This is a genomic window from Prevotellamassilia timonensis, from assembly GCF_021531665.1.
GTDB lineage: Bacteria > Bacteroidota > Bacteroidia > Bacteroidales > Bacteroidaceae > Alloprevotella.
The window spans coordinates 25,340-42,942 of the sequence record NZ_JADYUH010000008.1; the positions used below are offsets into that span (position 1 = coordinate 25,340).

Here is a 17,603-nt window from a genome sequence, read left to right on the forward strand (position 1 = left end):
TATTTCATATTTTTTCCTGCGTTCCCTTTTGAGGGCATCTTGGCACAAGTTTTGCTGTAAGCACCCAACACACCACCTTTTTTTGATGATTACCGTCCGGCAAACGAACATATATAATCCCCCAAACGACGGGGTTTGGTTTTTCAAAACGATGGGTTTCATTTCACAAAACGGCGCGTATATTTGATGGGGTTGAACAGGGTTTGAACAGGACCTGTTCAATGCTTGTTCAACGCTTGTTCAATGATTGTTCACCATGCGTTGTGGTCGTTGGTGTCGGCGGAGAGCATGAATGCGATTCGTTTTCTTCTGAAACGAGGAGGAGATTTTGCATGGAATGAGTGGAATCGGGGTAAATGGAAGTGGAATGGAGGTAAATGGACGCGAATGGGGTAAGCGCCTCCCTGCATTTTTGATGAAGTTTTTGGGTCAAATCAAGGCGATTACCTAACTTTGCCCCCAAAGTGTGGAGTTTCAACGAAGCAACTTGTTCGTTGGAACGCAAGGAAGCACTTTTGAAACAGTAAACCATACATGAAAAACATACGCTTTTGCTCTATGAATCGAATCTTGTCAGTGGTGGGGTGCAGCCTCGCCCTCTTTGCCACGCTCCCCTCGTCGGCTCAAATCTCTTTGGTGAACCCCGTGCCCCACGAAGTGAAGGTGACGGACGCGAAATGTCTTCCGCTTCCCAAAGCGTGGAAGGTGGTGACGACAGATGCACTGAGTGACTGTGCAGCCGCCAATGCGTTGAAAACGAACAAAGTCGGCGTAAACTTTTCTTCCTCCGCTTCCTTCACCGTGACCCTTGGCGTGAAAGGCGACAAGTGCGTGGCGAAGGTGAAGAACATGATTCCCGACCGCCACGAGGGATATTATCTTCGCATCGACAAGAAGGGAGCAGTCATCGCTGCTGCCGATGAGACCGGACTCTTTTGGGGCGTGCAGACCCTGCTGGCGTCCATGGCAGAAGGCAAACTGCAAAAAGCGGAAGTGACGGACTGGCCCGATGTCCCCTATCGCGGCACGGTCGAAGGCTTCTACGGCACACCTTGGAGTCACAAAGCCCGTCTCAGTCAGATTGAATTCTACGGTCGTCACAAGATGAACGTCTATATCTACGGTCCGAAGGATGACCCCTACCACCGCAATCAGTGGAGAGAACCTTATCCCCAAGATGAGGCTGCCCGCATCCAGGAACTCAACGAGCACGCAAAGAAACACGGTGTGAAGTTCTACTGGGCAATCCATCCGGGTGTAGATATCAAATGGACGGTGGAAGACAGAGACCACCTCATGGCGAAGTTGGAGAAGATGTATGCCCTCGGCATTCGCGCTTTCGCTGTCTTCTTTGACGACATCTGGGGTGAAGGAGCAAAAGCCGACAAGCAGGCAGACTTATTGAACTATGTCGATGACCACTTCATCGCCGTCCACAAAGACGTGGCTCCGCTCATTCTCTGCCCGACAGAGTACAACCGCGCCTGGGCTGACGATTCCAAAGGTTATCTCCGTACGCTCGGTACGAAGATGAACAAAGACATTCACATCATGTGGACCGGTAACACCGTGGTGCACTGCATCGACAAGGAGTCCATGGAATGGATAAACTCCCGCATCGACCGCAAGGCATACATCTGGTGGAACTTCCCCGTCAGCGACTTCGTGCGCGACCACATTCTGATGGGACCCGCCTACGGCAACGACCTTGACATCGCCGACACCATGTCCGGTTTCGTCAGCAACCCCATGGAACACGCCGAGACCTCCAAAATCAGTCTCTACGGCATCGCCGACTACACTTGGAACATGCAAGCCTACGACTCACAGAAGGACTGGGAAGCCGGTTTGCGCGAGGTGCTTCCGAAAAACTATGAAGCGCTGCGCACCTTCGCTCTCTACAACAAGGACCTCGGACAGAACGGTCACGGTTTCCGCCGCGAAGAAGGCGATGAACTCCTGCCGCTGGCGAAGCGCATCGAAAATGGCGAGGCTGGTGCACTGAAGGAACTCCAGGAAACCTGCACGCGTCTCGACAAAGCCGTCGATGCCCTCCTGGCAGACCACTCCAACCCCGAACTGAACCGCGAACTCCGCCCCTGGCTGCTGCAAGGCAAGAACCTCGCTGCCTACGGCTATGACGTCGCCTGCATGGCAGTGTGTCTGAAGGAAGGCAGTGCCGCTGTCGGAGGCAAAAGTTTCCAAGCTCTCTATGACGCGGCAAAGAAGAAGACGCTGGAAATGTATGAGTTGGAAAACTCCGACGTGCGCCACGCTCTTCAACCCGGCATCAAGGTCGGCACGAAGGTGATGCTCCCCATGCTGAACAAACTCTTCACCGCCACGGTCACTGCCTACAACACACAGAACGGCACTTCGCTGGAATCATCTGCAGACTACAATCCCTTCAAACTGACCTCCGACGTCGCCCAACTCGCCCTGCTTCCCGTCAGTGTCAGAGGCAACGACGTCACTGTGGCTCCCGCGCTGGAAGTCATCAACTGGCAGAAAGACGGTTCGTTCACGATTGAAGGCGACCGCGACATCACCTTTGCCGGCATGGACTTCAACTTCGGCGTGCCCAAGGTGGCTGGAAAATTCCGCCTCGAACTCTTCACCAACGGTGCTTGGCGTGAAGTCAGCCTCCTGCACTACAGCGACAACGACCCCGTCATCCACACGGGCAACGAACTCGGCGGCATGACCGCTCGCAAACTGCGCATCACGAACGTCAGCGGACAAGATTTGCAAGTCTATTTCAAGCACTTCAAGTTCGTCAAACAATAAATCACACCTCGAGAGTGTCCCTCCGCCGTCAAAGCGCGAGGGACGCTCTCGCTGTTTTTTGTGACCCTTTTAGGTCGGAGCGAAGCGCCCTCCCCCCCTTTTGACTTCAAATAACTTTCATACGCATGAAACGTTTCTCACTCCTTCTCTTTGCTTTGTGCGCATTCCTGTTGGGCGCACAGGCTGCTGTCAGTTTTGATGCTTCCAAGAAGTATCGCTTCGTCAGCAAACGATTCAACGGCACGGGCAACATGGTGCTTGGCAGCAACCACGGCTCGACGGCGTTGATTTACTATGACGTCACCTCCTCCGACATCCCCGCCGATGCATGGTGGTATGTCGAAGCCGGCACGAACGGAGGCTACTCCATTCGCAACGCCGTCTCCAACGAGTACATTATATATAGTAGTGTGCGCGAAGAGAGGGTTGCCAAGGGACTCCGTCTTTCCTCCTCGCTCTCCGGCACCACCACCGAGTGGACCTTCACGGAGACCTCCGATGGCTATCTCACCATCGGCAACGTTCGCGAAGTGACTCAGTGGTTCAACATCCGCACCGACGGCACCTATCTCGTGGGCACCTACACGGGCAACACCGGCAGCGACAATGAACTCTTCACCATCCTCGACGAAGAAGGCAACAGCGTGATGGACGGCGAGAGCAAACCCGACCCCACGCCCACCACCGAGGATAAGGGCGTCACACCTTCCGGTGCCTACTGGGAGAGAATTGGATTGGCGCAGCCTGTGGTCTATACGACTGACACTTCCGACCCCGTCCTCTACACCATCATCAATCTCCGCCGCCAGCAATATGTCGTGGCATCCTCCAACGTGCTGTACCAAACCTCCGACGAGGACCAAGCCACTGCCTTCTACTTCGTGCAGAGCGGAAACGGCGTGCAGGTTTACACTTCCACGGGAGAATACGTCAAAACGGCTTTCACCCAACTGAACGAGGGAAACTACGGCCTCAGCACCGCAAGCGGCGTCACCGATTCCAACATCTGGCAAATCAACTGGGAAACCGGACTCTATGATTCCTCCTATCAGAGCGTGGACGGTTATTCGCTTACGAAACTCACCGACCTGCCGGCAGACGACACCGCCACAAAACCGGGTCAGAAACAAAGTTCCAAACTCTCTTGGAATGACTACGGCGGCAACTACATCGGACTTTGGGATGTGGATGCGGGTTCCACCTTCGCCTTCGCCTCTGCCGACCAGCGCCACTTGAACTACCTCGCAAGCTACGGCATCACCTTTGAAGGCGTCACCACCGACCCCGATGCTGACACCGAGTTCCTCCGCAACACCCGCGGACAGAGCGAGGTGGGAGAATATTGGGAACGCGTCGGAGTGGACAACCCCATCGTGGGAACGACTGACACCTCCAACCCCGTGCTCTACAGCATCCTAAATCTCAAGCAAAACAAATATGTCAAAGCCGGCACCGACGCCCTTGAATTGACAGACAATCCTGACGAGCGCACCCACTTCTACTTCGTCACAAGCGGAACGCTCACACGCATTTTCACCGAAGACGGACGTCTCGTCTTCACTGACTACTCCACCACTGACGCCCTCAACGGTCACGGCGTGAACGTCCTCTCGCAAAGCGTGGGCGGCGGAATGTGGAAGATTGACAAATATGCTGCCACCGTCTATTCCGCCTACTCGCTGATGAAGTCCGACAACCTCAACACGGGCAGCGTCTCCGGTTTGACGCAGAGTTCCTACAGATACTGGTCCTCCACCTCCGGCAATGTCGTGCCCCTCGGCGACCTCAGCGTGGCAGGCAGTTTCGTCTTCACCTCTGCCGACACCCGCCATTTGGACAACCTCACCGGACAAGGCATCAACTTCGACGGCGGAGCAGACAAACCGACCGGAGAGATTGCCATGACCACGGCTGTCGAAACCATCCGCATCAGCGGAAAGGACGTGATTCGAGACACGAACTCCGGAATCTGGTATGCTCCGCTGCCCTCTCCCGTTCGCAACGGCGCGGCGTGGGCACCGACGCTGGAAGCCGTCTTCAAGTCCGGCTATGAGAACTTCACCTTGCAGTTGAACGGACTGACTCCCGATGCTGAGACTCACGTCATCGACTTCAGCGACGTCAATTGCGACCAGACCTATTCGTTCCAACTCTATGACGAAGACGGCACGCTCCGCTCCACGGCGCAGGTGCAGTTCACCTATCTTCCCTTGGTTGAAATCAACATGCCTTCTTGCAACGGCACGACCTACACCACCGGTTCCATGCGCGTCACCGATCCCGACCTCGCCGGCTATGACCCCGAAGTGATTGCCGCCTTCCGCTATCGTGGCGCCACGGCACAGGGATTCGCCAAGAAAGCCTACGCCATCAAACTCCGCGACGAAGCAGGCAACTCAGTGGACAGACAGTACTTCGGGCTGCGCTCGGACAACAACTGGATTCTCGACGCCATGGCGGTTGACCCTGCCTGCATGAGAAACCGCGTCAGCACCGACCTTTGGAACGACTTCGCCACACCGCCCTACTACAAAGACCGTGAAAGCAAAGCCCTCACCGGCACGCGCGGCAAGTTCGTCGAAGTCTTCCTCAACGGAAAATATCACGGGCTCTACTGCATGACCGAGAAACTCGACCGCAAGCAGATGAAGTTGAAGAAGTATAAGGACGCTGCAACCAGCACCTCAGGAAAAGAAGAAATCCACGGCGTGCTCTACAAGTCCTCACAGTGGAGCTACGAAGTCTTCATGGGTCACAACATTGACTCCGACTACTATCCTCACACTCCTCCCTCTGCCTATTCCAACACCCTCGGCACCGAGGTTTGGGGAGAATATGAGTTGAAATATCCCGACTTCGAAGAAGAAGCCGTTGACTGGCAACCCCTCTACAACGCCGTGAACCTCGTGGCTTGTGCCAACGACGTCGATTTCGGCGCTTCCGTGAAAAGTTTCTTCGACTATCCCGTCGTGCGCGACTACTATCTCTTCATTGAACTCATGCTCGCCACCGACAACCACGGGAAGAACATGCACTGGGCAGTCTATGACAAGAGCGGGGCAGAAGGCAACCGCCTCACCATCGCGCCTTGGGACATGGACGGAACCTGGGGCATCAACTGGGCTGGTAAAACCAGCTACACCAACAATGCTGAACAGGACTTCGATTCCTTCCTTTGGACCTACGAACACGGACAGCTCACCCTCTACACCCGTCTGCAGGAACTCAAGACCCTCACTTGGGAAGACGACTTGAAAGAACGCTATGCCGAACTTCGCGCCAACTGGTTCAACGAAGACAAGCTGGTGGAACGCTTCCAAACCTACGCCGCTCTCTTCGCCGACAGCCGGGCTGACCTCCGCGAGCAGTCTCGCTGGCCGACTCTCCACAACCAGATTCAGTCTTCCGTCGCCTACGCCGCTCAGTGGATTCCCACCCGTGTCGCCTATCTTGACGAGAAATACGGCTACGACCCGACCCTCTCCTCTGTCAACGATGCCAAAGCAGAGAACTATCTGAAGATTACCGGTGCTTCCCGCTCCATCGGCATCTCCGCCGGCGTCGCACGCACCGTTCGCATCTATGCTCTCTCCGGCCAGCTGGCACGCACCGTTCAGGCAGGTCCGGGCTTCACCGAAGTGAACGGACTCGAACCCGGCGTCTATGTGGTCGAAGGACAGAAAGTACTCGTAAGACAATAATTATATATTAGCACTTCCCCATAAAGAGTTGAAAGGCTCGTGACGTGTCAAAAAACGGATTCGACCCCTCAACTCTTTTCCTAAATCCTTAAAACTTCTCTATGAAAAAACTCCAGTTCTTCCGTCAGACTGCACGCTGGCAACGTCGTGCACTGTTGTGTCTCCTCACCGCCGGCTCCTTGTGGAGCTTCTCACAGCCCGACGAGTCCAAAACCTATCACATTCGCTCCTTCACCACCGACAAGGTCGTTTCCAACTTCAACAACGGAGACAATGACGCTCCCGTGATGGTTGAAACCGAGGACGAAACCTCCTTCGGTCAGAAGTGGAAGTTCGTCAAGGCTGGTGCGACCGAAGGGGTCTATATCATCACCAGCGCCGGCTTTCCCACCGCCGCCATTGACGTGGCGCCCAACAAGAACTACTTTCTCCTCAACTGGACAGCCAACACCGCGAGCGACAATCAGAAAATCCTCGTGCAGGCAGTGGAAGGAGAAGACGGCGTCTATCAACTGCTTTGGAACAAGACTCCGACGATGGGCGTCACCGAACTCTCCGACAGTCGTCTGCAACTGACGAACAACCTGACCTCACAAGCCACTTGGTTCCGCCTCGTGGAGACCACCGAGCAGGTGCTGCCCAAACCGAACAAGTGGGAAGACGAGACCTGCTTCGGCGAGAACAAACTCGCGCCCCACGCCACCTTCATGCCCTACGCCACCACCGCCGCCCTTCGTGCCGACGCCGTGCGCTATGCCCAACCTTGGAATGACCCGAACGGTGCAGAGTGGCTCTCCCTCAACGGACTGTGGAAACTGAGTTGGACCAACGCTCCTTCCAACGCTCCCGAGGAAGAGTTCTGGGGCGACGACGCCGACGTGGAAGAATGGGACACCATCACCGTGCCCTCCTGCTTGGAGATGAAAGGCTACGGCAGTCCTTATTACATCAATGTCGATACGCCCTTCAACGACAACTATCCCAAGATTGTCATGCGTGCCGGCTGCGTGAACTCCGCAGCCTCCTATCGACGCACCTTCATCCTGCCCGAAGGCTGGGAGAATGACAAACGTGTCGTGCTTCACTTCGACGGCATCTATTCCGCTGCCTTCGTCTGGGTCAACGGAGAATATGTCGGCTACACACAAGAGTCCAACAACGATGCAGAGTTTGACCTCACCTCCGTGGTGCGCAGCGGAGAAAACAACATCGCCGTGCGCGTCATCCGCTTCTCCGACGGTTCCTACCTGGAAGGACAAGACATGTGGCGAATGTCCGGCATTCACCGCGATGTCTATCTCTATGCCACACCCAAGACCTACGTGCAAGACCACTTCCTCAGTTCCACGCTTTCCACTTCCGACTACACTTCCGGCTCGCTCCAAGTCAGTCTGAAAATGGAGAACCCCGCTGCTGCCGCCGTCACCAAACACGTCATCGCCACCCTCCTCTCGCCCTCCGGCGAACAGGTTGGCAGCGAGCGCGCCGAGGTGAACTTTGCTACCGGCGAGACCGAGAAAGAAACTGTCCTCACCTTCTCCGCGCTGAGCGGGCTGCAACTCTGGAGCGCAGAGACGCCTTCGCTCTACACGGTCGAAATCAGTCAGACCGACGCTGACGGCAACGAAGAGATGGCATTCGCCACGAAACACGGTTTCCGCGACGTCCGCATCAAGAGCGGAAAGGTCTATGTCAATGGAAAAGCCGTGCTCTTCAAAGGCGTGAACACACAAGACACGCACCCCGTCCACGGTCGCTCCATCGATGTCGCCACCATGCTGCGCGACGTGCAAATCATGAAGCAAGCCAACATCAACACCGTTCGCGGCAGCCACTATCCCCGTCAGGCAAAGATGTACAGCATGTTTGACTACTACGGACTCTACTGCATGGATGAGGCAGACATCGAGTGCCACTACAACTGGGAACAGGGCGGCAACACCATCACCCGCGCCCAAAGTTGGCAACCGCAGTTCGTGGATCGCATGGAAAGAATGGTGATGCGCGACCGCAACTTCCCCTCCGTCATCTTCTGGAGCCTCGGCAACGAGAGCGGCACGGGCATCAACATGCAGGCTGCCTACAATCGCGCCAAGGAACTTGACCCCGCCCGCATCGTCCACTATGAAGGCGCCACACGCGGCGGAGCAGCCTACACCGACCTCTACTCTGTCATGTATCCCACCGTCAGCGCCGTCGCCTCCGCTGCCAAAAACAACTCCAAGAGGCAGCCCTATTTCATCTGCGAATATGCCCACGCCATGGGCAACGCCGTCGGTAATCTCAAAGAATACTGGGAAAAAATCGAGGGCAGCACCTACGGCATCGGAGGCTGCATCTGGGACTTCGTGGACCAGTCCATCTACAGCGCCGAAGACATCAAAAACGGAACGCTCACGCAGAACGGAAGACCCAAGTATATGACGGGCTATGACTTCCCCGGTCCCTCACAGGGAAACTTCGTGAACAACGGGCTCATTCCCGCCCACCGCGCCTGGACTTCCAAACTGGCACAGGTGAAGCAGATTTATCAGTACGTCCGCTTCGGCTCCCTCTCTTCCAACAAATATCTCCAACTCACCAACGGCTATGCCTTCACGAACCTCAACGCGTTTGACGTGACCTACGCCGTGCTCTGTGACGGCGAGGAAGTGGAAACCGGCGAAATCGCACCCATCAACTGCCTGCCCGGCAACAGTTCCCTCGTCACACTGCCCATCGCCACCACTTTGGAGGAGGGCAAGGAGTATCTCCTGAACGTCACCTTCTCCCTGCGCGAAGCCACTTCCTGGGCAGAGGCAGGCTATCCCATCGCCGCGCAGCAGTATGTGCTCCAGTCACGCCCCGACGCCTTGCCCGCAGTGGCAACAGATGCTTCGCTCTCGCCCGTCACCGTGACCAGCTCCGTGATTGGCAGCAACACGCTCTACAACATCAGCAACGGTAAAGAGACCATTGAAGTCTATGGAATGGGAAAGATGCGCACTTGGAAATATGACGGCAAAGCCATCATGGAGAACATGTACAACTTCCTTGACTACTCCGACTTCCGCTGGGTGGAAAACGATGAGGCAACCGGCAACACCCGCAACACCGGCAACGGCATCACTGCCTACGCCATGACGCAAGTCCCCACCGTGGACGCCGACGGCTCCGCCTACTGGACCACGCTTCACACCGGAACACTCTGCAACGCACAGTATGACTACCGACTTTATCCCAACGGCACACTGGACGTGCAAGTGACCTATACGCCTCAGTCTTCCGACCTGCGCCGCATCGGTTCCGCCATGCAAATGCCCTCCGGTTTCCAAGAAGTGACCTACTATGCCCGCGGACCGTGGGACAACTTCTGCGACCGCAAGGAGGCAGCCTTCCTTGGACGCTACACTTCCACCGTCGCCGACATGCTTGAACCCACGCCGCGTCCCCAAACCTCCGGCAACCGCACCGAACTGCGAGAACTGACGCTCCGCAACGTCACCAACGACCTCATCCTCTCTCTGCAGACGGAAGGACAGGTGGACTTCGGTGTGCTGCATCATGCGGACAAAGACCTCGCCGGCGTGCGACACGCTTGGAACCTCGGCGCAACTCCTTCCAAGACCATCCTGCATTTGGACTATGCACAAAAAGGACTCGGAAACGGAAGTTGCGGCAAAGGAACGGGTACGCTCGCAGGCTACTGCCTGCCCTCCTCCGGCACCTACACTCACCTGCTCCGCTTCCGTCCCTATCTCAGCACCGAGAGCGGACTGGGACAAGTGGAAACGCTGACGAACTGCCGAGCCTGGGTGGTTGAAGGAATCCTGCACCTGCAAGGCAGCCTTGACGCCGGCACGGAAGTGAAAGTCTATGACCTCGGAGGCTCTTGCGTTGCCACCGTCCGCACCGACGGCAACAGTCATCAAACCGTGAACCTCAACTCACAACCTCGCGGAACCTATCTCGTGAAGGTCGGTCGCCGCACCTTCAAAGTGCTCCGCTAACAACCCGAAAATGACTTTTGACACGGCAGTGAAGACATTCTGCAAAGCGAATCATGAAGATTCTGCGAAGAAAGTGTTACATTTGCCACTGTCATACAGACTACGCAACGAAAGAATATCCCTAAAACTCTCAAAACTTAAATAATACCATGAACCAACAAGATTTACAGCACATCGCCCAAAGTTTCCAAATCAAAGGCGACGTCGTGGAAGTGAAGCCTCTCGGCAACGGACTCATCAACACCACCTATAAGGTCGTGACTGCGGGAGACGCTCCCGACTACGTGCTCCAGCACATCAACACCGCCATCTTCCCCGATGTGGACATGCTGATGAACAACATCGTCTCCGTCACCTCCCACATCCGCGGCAAACTTGAAGCAGCCGGCACCGCCGACATCGACCGCAAAGTGCTCGAGTTCGTGCCCTGCAAGGACGGAAAGTACTACTATCTCTTTGATGAGAAATATTGGCGCGTGATGGTCTTCATCCCCGACACCGTCTCCAAGAGCGGCGTCACGCCCGAAAGTTCCCGCATCGTCGGCGAGACCTTCGGCGACTTCCAAGCCAAACTCGCTGACATTCCCGCCAAACTCGGTGAGACCATCAAGGACTTCCACAACATCGAATTCCGCCTCCAGCAACTCAAAGAAGCCATCGAGGCTGACAAGATGGGACGACTCGCTGCCACACGCGACATCGCCGACGAAATCGAGAAACGCGCCGAAAGCATGACCCGCAGCGAAAGACTCTACCGAGAAGGAAAACTGCCCAAAAGAATCTGCCACTGCGACACCAAGGTGGACAACATCCTCTTTGACCAAGAAGATAACGTCCTCTGCGTCATCGACCTTGACACCGTCATGCCGAGTTTCGTCTTCTCCGACTTCGGAGACTTCCTCCGCTCCGCTGCCAACACAGAGAAGGAAGACAGCGATGCCTACGACAAGATTCGCTTCCGCATGGAAATCTTCAAGGCGTTCACCGAAGGCTATCTCAAAACCGCCTCTGCCTTCCTCGAACCCATTGAAATCGAGAACCTGCCCTACGCAGCCACTCTCTTCCCCTACATGCAGCTCGTGCGTTTCTATGCAGACTATCTGAACGGCGACACCTACTACAAGATTCAGTATCCGGAGCACAACCTCGTTCGTTCTCGCAACCAACTCACGCTCTTGCAGCGCGCCGAGGAGTGCATCCCCGAAATGGAAGCATTCATCAAAGAACAACTCGGCAAGTGATTCGCTGAGACCGTCACACATTCATTTCCCTTTGAACGCTCACGACCGTCGGACATCCGGCGGCCGTGAGTTTTTTTGTCCGGCTGTCCGGTAAGTAATATGAAAATAATAAGTTGCGTCAGATTTGAATGACATTTTCGAGGTCAGATTTTCACCCGAAGAAGGAGCATAGCCGTTGCTATGTGACTGATGAGGGAGGAAATATGAACCGAAAAGATTTTCAAAGATGATGCAGGTTATTTTTTGAGGATTACTAAACTCACTTGATGGTTTGACTCCGTGGATGCTTGCGCAGGAAAAGTCACTCTTTCCTTAGGCTCTGTCACTGCTGAAAGCCGTTTCGTCACTTCTGCGTGCGCATCTCGTCACTTACCGCTCGGCGAACGGTAAGTAACGAATCGGCGCGCAGGAGTGACGGAGCGGCGGGAAAGAGTAACGAGTCGGCGCACAGGAATGACTTGATGCCGTAAAACTTTTAGTGAACATCCACGTTTTTTCCTTTGGCTTCGTCACGCTTTCCTTTGACTTCATCACGCTTTCCTTTGTCTCCGTTACTTTTTCCCGCCGGCTCGTTACTTACCGCCCCTCGGGCGGTAAACCTGCCGTCCCACGGGCGGTAAACCTGCCGTCCCTCGGGCGGTAAACTTGCCGTCCCTCGGACGGTAAGTAATAAGTCGGCTTGTAGAAGTAACGAGTCGGCGCGCGGGAATGACTTGATGCCGTGAAAATTTTAGTAGTCAGCCACGTTTTTTCCTTAGACTCTGTCACCCTTTTCTTTGTCTCCGTCACTCTGTCAAGCCTATTCCCTTGCTTTTTCCTTAGGCATCGTTACTTACCGCGGCACGGCGGTAAACTTACCGCGGCACAGCGGTAGACATGCCGCGGCACGGCGGCAAACTTACCGCGGCACGGCGGTAAACTTACCGCGGCACGGCGGTAAGTGACGAGGCGGCTTGTAGGAGTAACGAATCGGCGCGCAGGAGTGACGGAGTGGCGCTCGCGAACAATTCTTGGAACAAAAAAATTATTGCTGTCCGCTGAAACTCACATCACAAAAAAGCGTGGAGTTTTAGAGGACAGCAATAACAGAGGAAAAGTGGGAAGAGGGAGTCACTCCCTCAGTGTTTTCTGTGGTGCGCTGAACGTTTTTCAGTCTTCTTTCGGAGCCTCATCAATCAAGTCCATGAACTGGTCAAGCTTCGGAGTGATGATGATTTGCGTGCGACGGTTGCGCTGCTTTCCTTTCTCCGTATTGTTGGAGGCGACGGGATTGTATTCGCCTCTGCCGGCAGCGGAAAGGCGTTTCGGATCTACGCCATACTGATTCTGCAAAGCCTGAACGACGGACGAAGCGCGGAGTGCGGAGAGGTCCCAGTTGTTGCGAATGTTTTTCTGAGAGATGGGCACGTTGTCGGTGTTGCCTTCCACGAGCACGTCATAGTCCTTGTAGTCCATGATGATTTTGGCAATCTTGGAGAGGGTTTCGCCGGCGCGCTCGCCAATCTCATAACTTCCGCTCTTGTAGAGCATGTTGTCTGCCAAGGAAATATAGACCACACCTTTGAGCACCTGCACGTCCACGTCGTTCATTTCTTCGCGAGTGAGGGAGCGGGTGAGTTTGTTGGTCAGTGCCTGGTTCAGCGAGTCGCTCTTGGACTTGGCTTCCACGAGTTGTTTGATGAATTTGTTGGAGGCGTTGATTTCATCCACGAGTTTCGAGATGTTCACCTGACCCTGCGAAACGTTTTCCTGGTAGGAGCCTTGCAGTTTCTTATAGGCTTCCTGCAATTCTTTGTTGCGCTGTTTTTCTTCTTCAAGACGAGCGGCGAGAGAGTTGCGGTCAGAAGTGTATTCCGCGATGCTCACCTTGGCTTCTTGATAGTCATTTTGCAGACTCTGTTGCTCGGTTTTCAGTTTGTCGTATTGTCCTTGCAGTTCTGCATACTTTTTCTTACTTACGCATCCGGTCAGCACGAGCGCGAGACACGGAACAAAAAGGAATTTGATGGTTTTCATAAGTCCTACAAAATTTGGTTCTCTGTGGTTTTTGATGGATTTTGCGAGCAAAGGTTTATGAAAAAAACGGGAACACCCGCACTTTATTCGTTTTTTAACCGATTGCGAGCAAATAGGCTTCATTTCTGCACAGTCGCTCTTGTTTCAGGCAGTCTTTTCTGCGTTTTGTTTTGCCTCGCGCTCTCTCACGTCTTTTTTCCAAATGAAGAAAAAAAGAACGGAGACCGCGGCGGCGCAGGCGGCGGTGGCATAACCAATTCCCGCCGGCAGATTGAGGGCTTCGGGCGACACAATAAGATAGGTCGTGCAGACGGAGGTCATGAACACGGCAGGGACGAGAGTGATGACGTAGGGTTTGTGTTTGAGCGTCAAATAGACCGTGAGCATCCAAAGCGTGAAGACGGAGAGCGTTTGGTTGGACCAGCCGAAATATTGCCAAATCACATTGAAGCCTTCGGGGTTGCCGACCTGCCAAAGCAGGAGGCCGAGCGTGGCAGCAAAGATGGGAATGGAGATGAGGAAGCGATGACGAATCTTTTGCTGTGGCACGCGGAATGCCTCGGCAATGATGAGACGTGCGCTGCGCAACGCCGTGTCACCGCTGGTGATGGGCGCGGCGACTACGCCGAGGATGGCGAGTAGTCCGCCGAACCAGCCGAGCCAGTGGTTGCAGACGAGACTCACGACGGTGGGAGCGGCAGTGGAAAAGCCTTTGTTGCCGAAACCGGGGAAGGACTCGTGACCGGGCGTCGGTTCACCATAGAAGAAATACATTGCGATGGTTGCCCAGACGAGTGCCACCATGCCTTCCGTAATCATGGCGCCGTAGAAGATTCGGCGGGCGTTGCCCTCGCTCTTCAGACAGCGTGCCATCAAAGGACTTTGTGTGGCATGGAAGCCACTGATGGCGCCGCAGGCGATGGTGATGAAAAGGCAGGGGAAGAGGTCTTGCTTCCAATCGGGCACCACGGTGAGGGCGCGGTTGGAAAGCCCGTCCCAAATTTCGGGAATGGCAGGCATCTTGATGAAGAGACAAACCATGAGCGCCACTGCCATGAAAAGCAGAGAGAAGGCGAAGAGCGGATATATCTTCCCAATAATCTTGTCAATCGGAAGCATCGTAGCGAGGATGTAGTAGGCAAAGATGATGGCAAACCACATCGTCACGTCGCCGCCGAATTTTTCCAAGAGAAGGGCGGGGCTATACACGAAGACCGCGCCGACCATGATGAGCAGCAGCACGGTGAAGACGAGCATGAGACTGCGCGTCTTCCCGCCCAGATATTTTCCAATCAACTCGGGCAAACCCATGCCGCCGTTGCGCAGCGAAAGCATGGCGCTGAGGAAGTCGTGGACCGCACCGGCGAAGATGCAGCCGAGCACAATCCAAAGATAGGCGGCAGCACCGAACTTCGCCCCCATGATGGCGCCGAAGATGGGACCCGTTCCGGCAATGTTGAGAAATTGAATCATGAACACTTTCCAGCCGGGCAGGGCGATGTAATCAACGCCGTCGGCTTTCAGCGTGACCGGTGTCGGATGGGAGGCGTCGCACCCAAAGACGCGCTCCACGAAACGGCCATAGAAAACATAGCCGAGAATCAAAAGCAAGAGACTGATGGAAAAGGTAATCACTGCGAAATAGTTTTTGTGGTGTTTGTGAGGATGAGAACGAGTTTCGTGAGCAACGACCGCCACGGGGAGACGGTCTGCGCCGAAAGACTGTGCAAAATTAGCAATTTATTTTCTGTTTGCTCAGAATCAAGACAAAAGGAAACCCCGGCGGCACGTTTTGTGTCACCGGGGTGAGAAATAGGAATTGAACTATAGAAGTTCTGTGATTTTACATCATTCCGCCCATGCCGGGGTTACCCATCGGCAGTTCGGGCTTGTCTTCCTTCTTGTCGCAGATGACGCATTCGGTGGTGAGGAACATGCCTGCCACGGAAGCAGCGTTTTCAAGTGCGACGCGGGTCACTTTGGCGGGATCAACGACACCTGCCTTGCGGAGGTCTTCGAAAGTCTCGGTCTTGGCGTTGTAGCCGAAGTTGCCTTCGCCTTCGCGCACTTTGTTGACGATGACTGCGCCTTCAAGACCGGCATTGTAGCAAATCTGACGAAGCGGCTCTTCGATGGCACGACGCACGATGGCGATGCCGGTGTTCTCGTCGGCGTTGTCGCCGGTGAATCCTTCAAGAGATTTCTGAGCGCGGATGTAGGCAACTCCACCGCCGGTCACGATGCCTTCTTCGACAGCGGCGCGGGTGGCGCAGAGAGCGTCGTCGCAGCGGTCCTTCTTCTCTTTCTGCTCAGTCTCACTGGCAGCACCGACTTCGAGCATGCAAACGCCGCCGGAGAGTTTGGCGAGGCGTTCCTGGAGTTTCTCTTTGTCGTAGGAAGAAGTGGAGTTGGCGATTTCAGCCTTGATTTGTGCGATGCGGTTCTGGATTTGTTCCTTGTCGCCCTTGCCATCGACGATGGTGGTGTTCTCTTTGCTGACAGTGACCTTCTCTGCCGTTCCGAGCATGTCGAGTGTGGCTTCGTCCAACTTCATGCCCTTCTCTTCGCTGATGACCACGCCGCCGGTGAGGACTGCGATGTCTTCAAGCATGGCTTTGCGACGGTCACCGAAGCCCGGAGCCTTCACGGCGCAAATCTTGAGTTGGGTGCGCAGACGGTTCACAACGAGCGTAGTGAGAGCCTCGCTGTCCACGTCTTCTGCGATGACGAGGAGAGGACGACCGCTCTGCACGGCGGGTTCGAGGATGGGGAGGAAATCCTTGATGTTGGAAATCTTCTTGTCGTAGATGAGGATGTAGGGGTTCTCCATGACGCACTGCATCTTCTCTGCGTCGGTCACGAAGTAGGCGGAGAGATAGCCGCGGTCAAACTGCATGCCTTCCACGGTCTTGAGTTTCGTGTCGCGACCTTTGGCATCCTCGATGGTGATGACACCATTGACGCTGACGGCACGCATTCCGTCGGCGATGAGTTTACCGATTTCGGCGTCGTTGTTGGCAGAGATGGTGGCTACCTGTTCGATTTTCTCGTAACTTTCGCCGACCTGTTCACTCTGTTCCTTGATGCTTTCCACGACTTTAGCGACAGCCTTGTCAATGCCACGCTTCACGTCAAGGGGATTGGCACCTGCAGCGACATTTTTCATTCCCTCGGAGAGAATGGCTTGGGTGAGGACGGTGGCAGTGGTGGTTCCGTCTCCGGCATCGTCACCGGTTTTGCTTGCTACGCTCTTAACGAGTTGTGCGCCTGCATTCTGGAAAGCGTCGTCGAGTTCGATTTCCTTTGCCACGCTCACACCGTCTTTGGTGATGCGGGGAGCACCGAATTTCTTGTCAATGACAACATTGCGTCCCTTGGGACCGAGAGTGACTTTGACGGCATTGGCGAGCGCGTCGGCACCTTCGCGAAGACGTTCGCGGGCGTCAGTATTGTAGATGATTTCTTTTGCCATGGTGTTTTCTATGATTTTTGAAGAGGTTTCTATTTATATATAAGGAATAAGGAAGGAGCACGCCTCATCAACCGAGGATGGCGAGCACGTCGCTCTGACGCATGATCATGTATTTCACACCGTCAAGTTCGACTTCGTTTCCGGCATATTTTCCATAGAGCACGGTGTCGCCGGGTTTGAGAATCATTTCCTCGTCTTTTGTGCCGTTACCGACAGCGAGGACTTCACCTTGAAGAGGTTTCTCTTTTGCGGTGTCAGGAATGATGATGCCACCGGCGGTTTTTGTTTCTGCGGGCGCGGGCTTGACGAGCACGCGGTCTGCCAAAGGTTTGATTTGCATAGTTCTTGGATTGTTTGGTTATTGTTTGATGATTTGTTTTCGTCCGTTTCGGATGGT

General features: G+C 54.8%; 8 protein-coding genes. 4 read left to right on the forward strand and 4 right to left on the reverse strand.

What is annotated here, in order from left to right:
• Positions 1–558 precede the first annotated feature (558 nt).
• The 4 genes from I6E40_RS03190 (at position 559) to I6E40_RS03205 (ending at position 11,718) form a co-directional block, all read left to right on the forward strand.
• Positions 559–2,787: a beta-N-acetylglucosaminidase domain-containing protein gene (locus I6E40_RS03190; RefSeq protein ID WP_235385464.1), complete on the forward strand. Its 2,229-nt coding sequence runs from the start codon at positions 559–561 to the stop codon at positions 2,785–2,787.
• A gap of 125 nt (positions 2,788–2,912) precedes the next feature.
• Positions 2,913–6,488: a CotH kinase family protein gene (locus tag I6E40_RS03195; RefSeq protein WP_235385465.1), complete on the forward strand. Its 3,576-nt coding sequence runs from the start codon at positions 2,913–2,915 to the stop codon at positions 6,486–6,488.
• A gap of 101 nt (positions 6,489–6,589) precedes the next feature.
• Entirely contained in the window at positions 6,590–10,477 is a 3,888-nt protein-coding gene (locus I6E40_RS03200) for a glycoside hydrolase family 2 TIM barrel-domain containing protein (protein WP_235385466.1), read from the forward strand.
• A 149-nt stretch (positions 10,478–10,626) separates the two neighbouring features.
• Positions 10,627–11,718, forward strand: a complete 1,092-nt coding sequence (locus I6E40_RS03205) for a phosphotransferase enzyme family protein (RefSeq protein WP_235385467.1) — start codon at positions 10,627–10,629, stop codon at positions 11,716–11,718.
• Between the two features lie 1,149 nt (positions 11,719–12,867).
• Here I6E40_RS03205 and I6E40_RS03210 read toward each other — a convergent pair.
• From I6E40_RS03210 to I6E40_RS03225, 4 genes are all read right to left on the reverse strand, one after another.
• Positions 12,868–13,734, reverse strand: coding sequence for a flagellar motor protein MotB (locus tag I6E40_RS03210; protein WP_235385468.1), 867 nt, complete (start codon positions 13,732–13,734; stop codon positions 12,868–12,870).
• Positions 13,735–13,878: 144 nt separating this feature from the next.
• Positions 13,879–15,369: a carbon starvation protein A gene (locus tag I6E40_RS03215; protein WP_235385469.1), complete on the reverse strand. Its 1,491-nt coding sequence runs from the start codon at positions 15,367–15,369 to the stop codon at positions 13,879–13,881.
• 208 nt (positions 15,370–15,577) lie between these two features.
• A complete protein-coding gene (groL, locus tag I6E40_RS03220) occupies positions 15,578–17,206 on the reverse strand; it encodes a chaperonin GroEL (protein ID WP_235385470.1) in 1,629 nt (542 codons plus the stop codon).
• 67 nt (positions 17,207–17,273) lie between these two features.
• Positions 17,274–17,546 (reverse strand): co-chaperone GroES, encoded by a 273-nt coding sequence (locus I6E40_RS03225; RefSeq protein WP_235385471.1) that lies wholly within the window; start codon positions 17,544–17,546, stop codon positions 17,274–17,276.
• Positions 17,547–17,603: the final 57 nt, after the last annotated feature.

Excerpts from the sequence above, each read along its gene's own strand:
- I6E40_RS03190 (WP_235385464.1), top strand. The coding sequence starts at position 559 with ATGAATCGAATCTTGTCAGTGGTGGGGTGCAGCCTCGCCCTCTTTGCC.
- I6E40_RS03195 (WP_235385465.1), top strand. The coding sequence starts at position 2,913 with ATGAAACGTTTCTCACTCCTTCTCTTTGCTTTGTGCGCATTCCTGTTG.
- I6E40_RS03200 (WP_235385466.1), top strand. The coding sequence starts at position 6,590 with ATGAAAAAACTCCAGTTCTTCCGTCAGACTGCACGCTGGCAACGTCGT.
- I6E40_RS03205 (WP_235385467.1), top strand. The coding sequence starts at position 10,627 with ATGAACCAACAAGATTTACAGCACATCGCCCAAAGTTTCCAAATCAAA.
- I6E40_RS03210 (WP_235385468.1), bottom strand. The coding sequence starts at position 13,734 with ATGAAAACCATCAAATTCCTTTTTGTTCCGTGTCTCGCGCTCGTGCTG.
- groL (WP_235385470.1), bottom strand. The coding sequence starts at position 17,206 with ATGGCAAAAGAAATCATCTACAATACTGACGCCCGCGAACGTCTTCGC.
- I6E40_RS03225 (WP_235385471.1), bottom strand. The coding sequence starts at position 17,546 with ATGCAAATCAAACCTTTGGCAGACCGCGTGCTCGTCAAGCCCGCGCCC.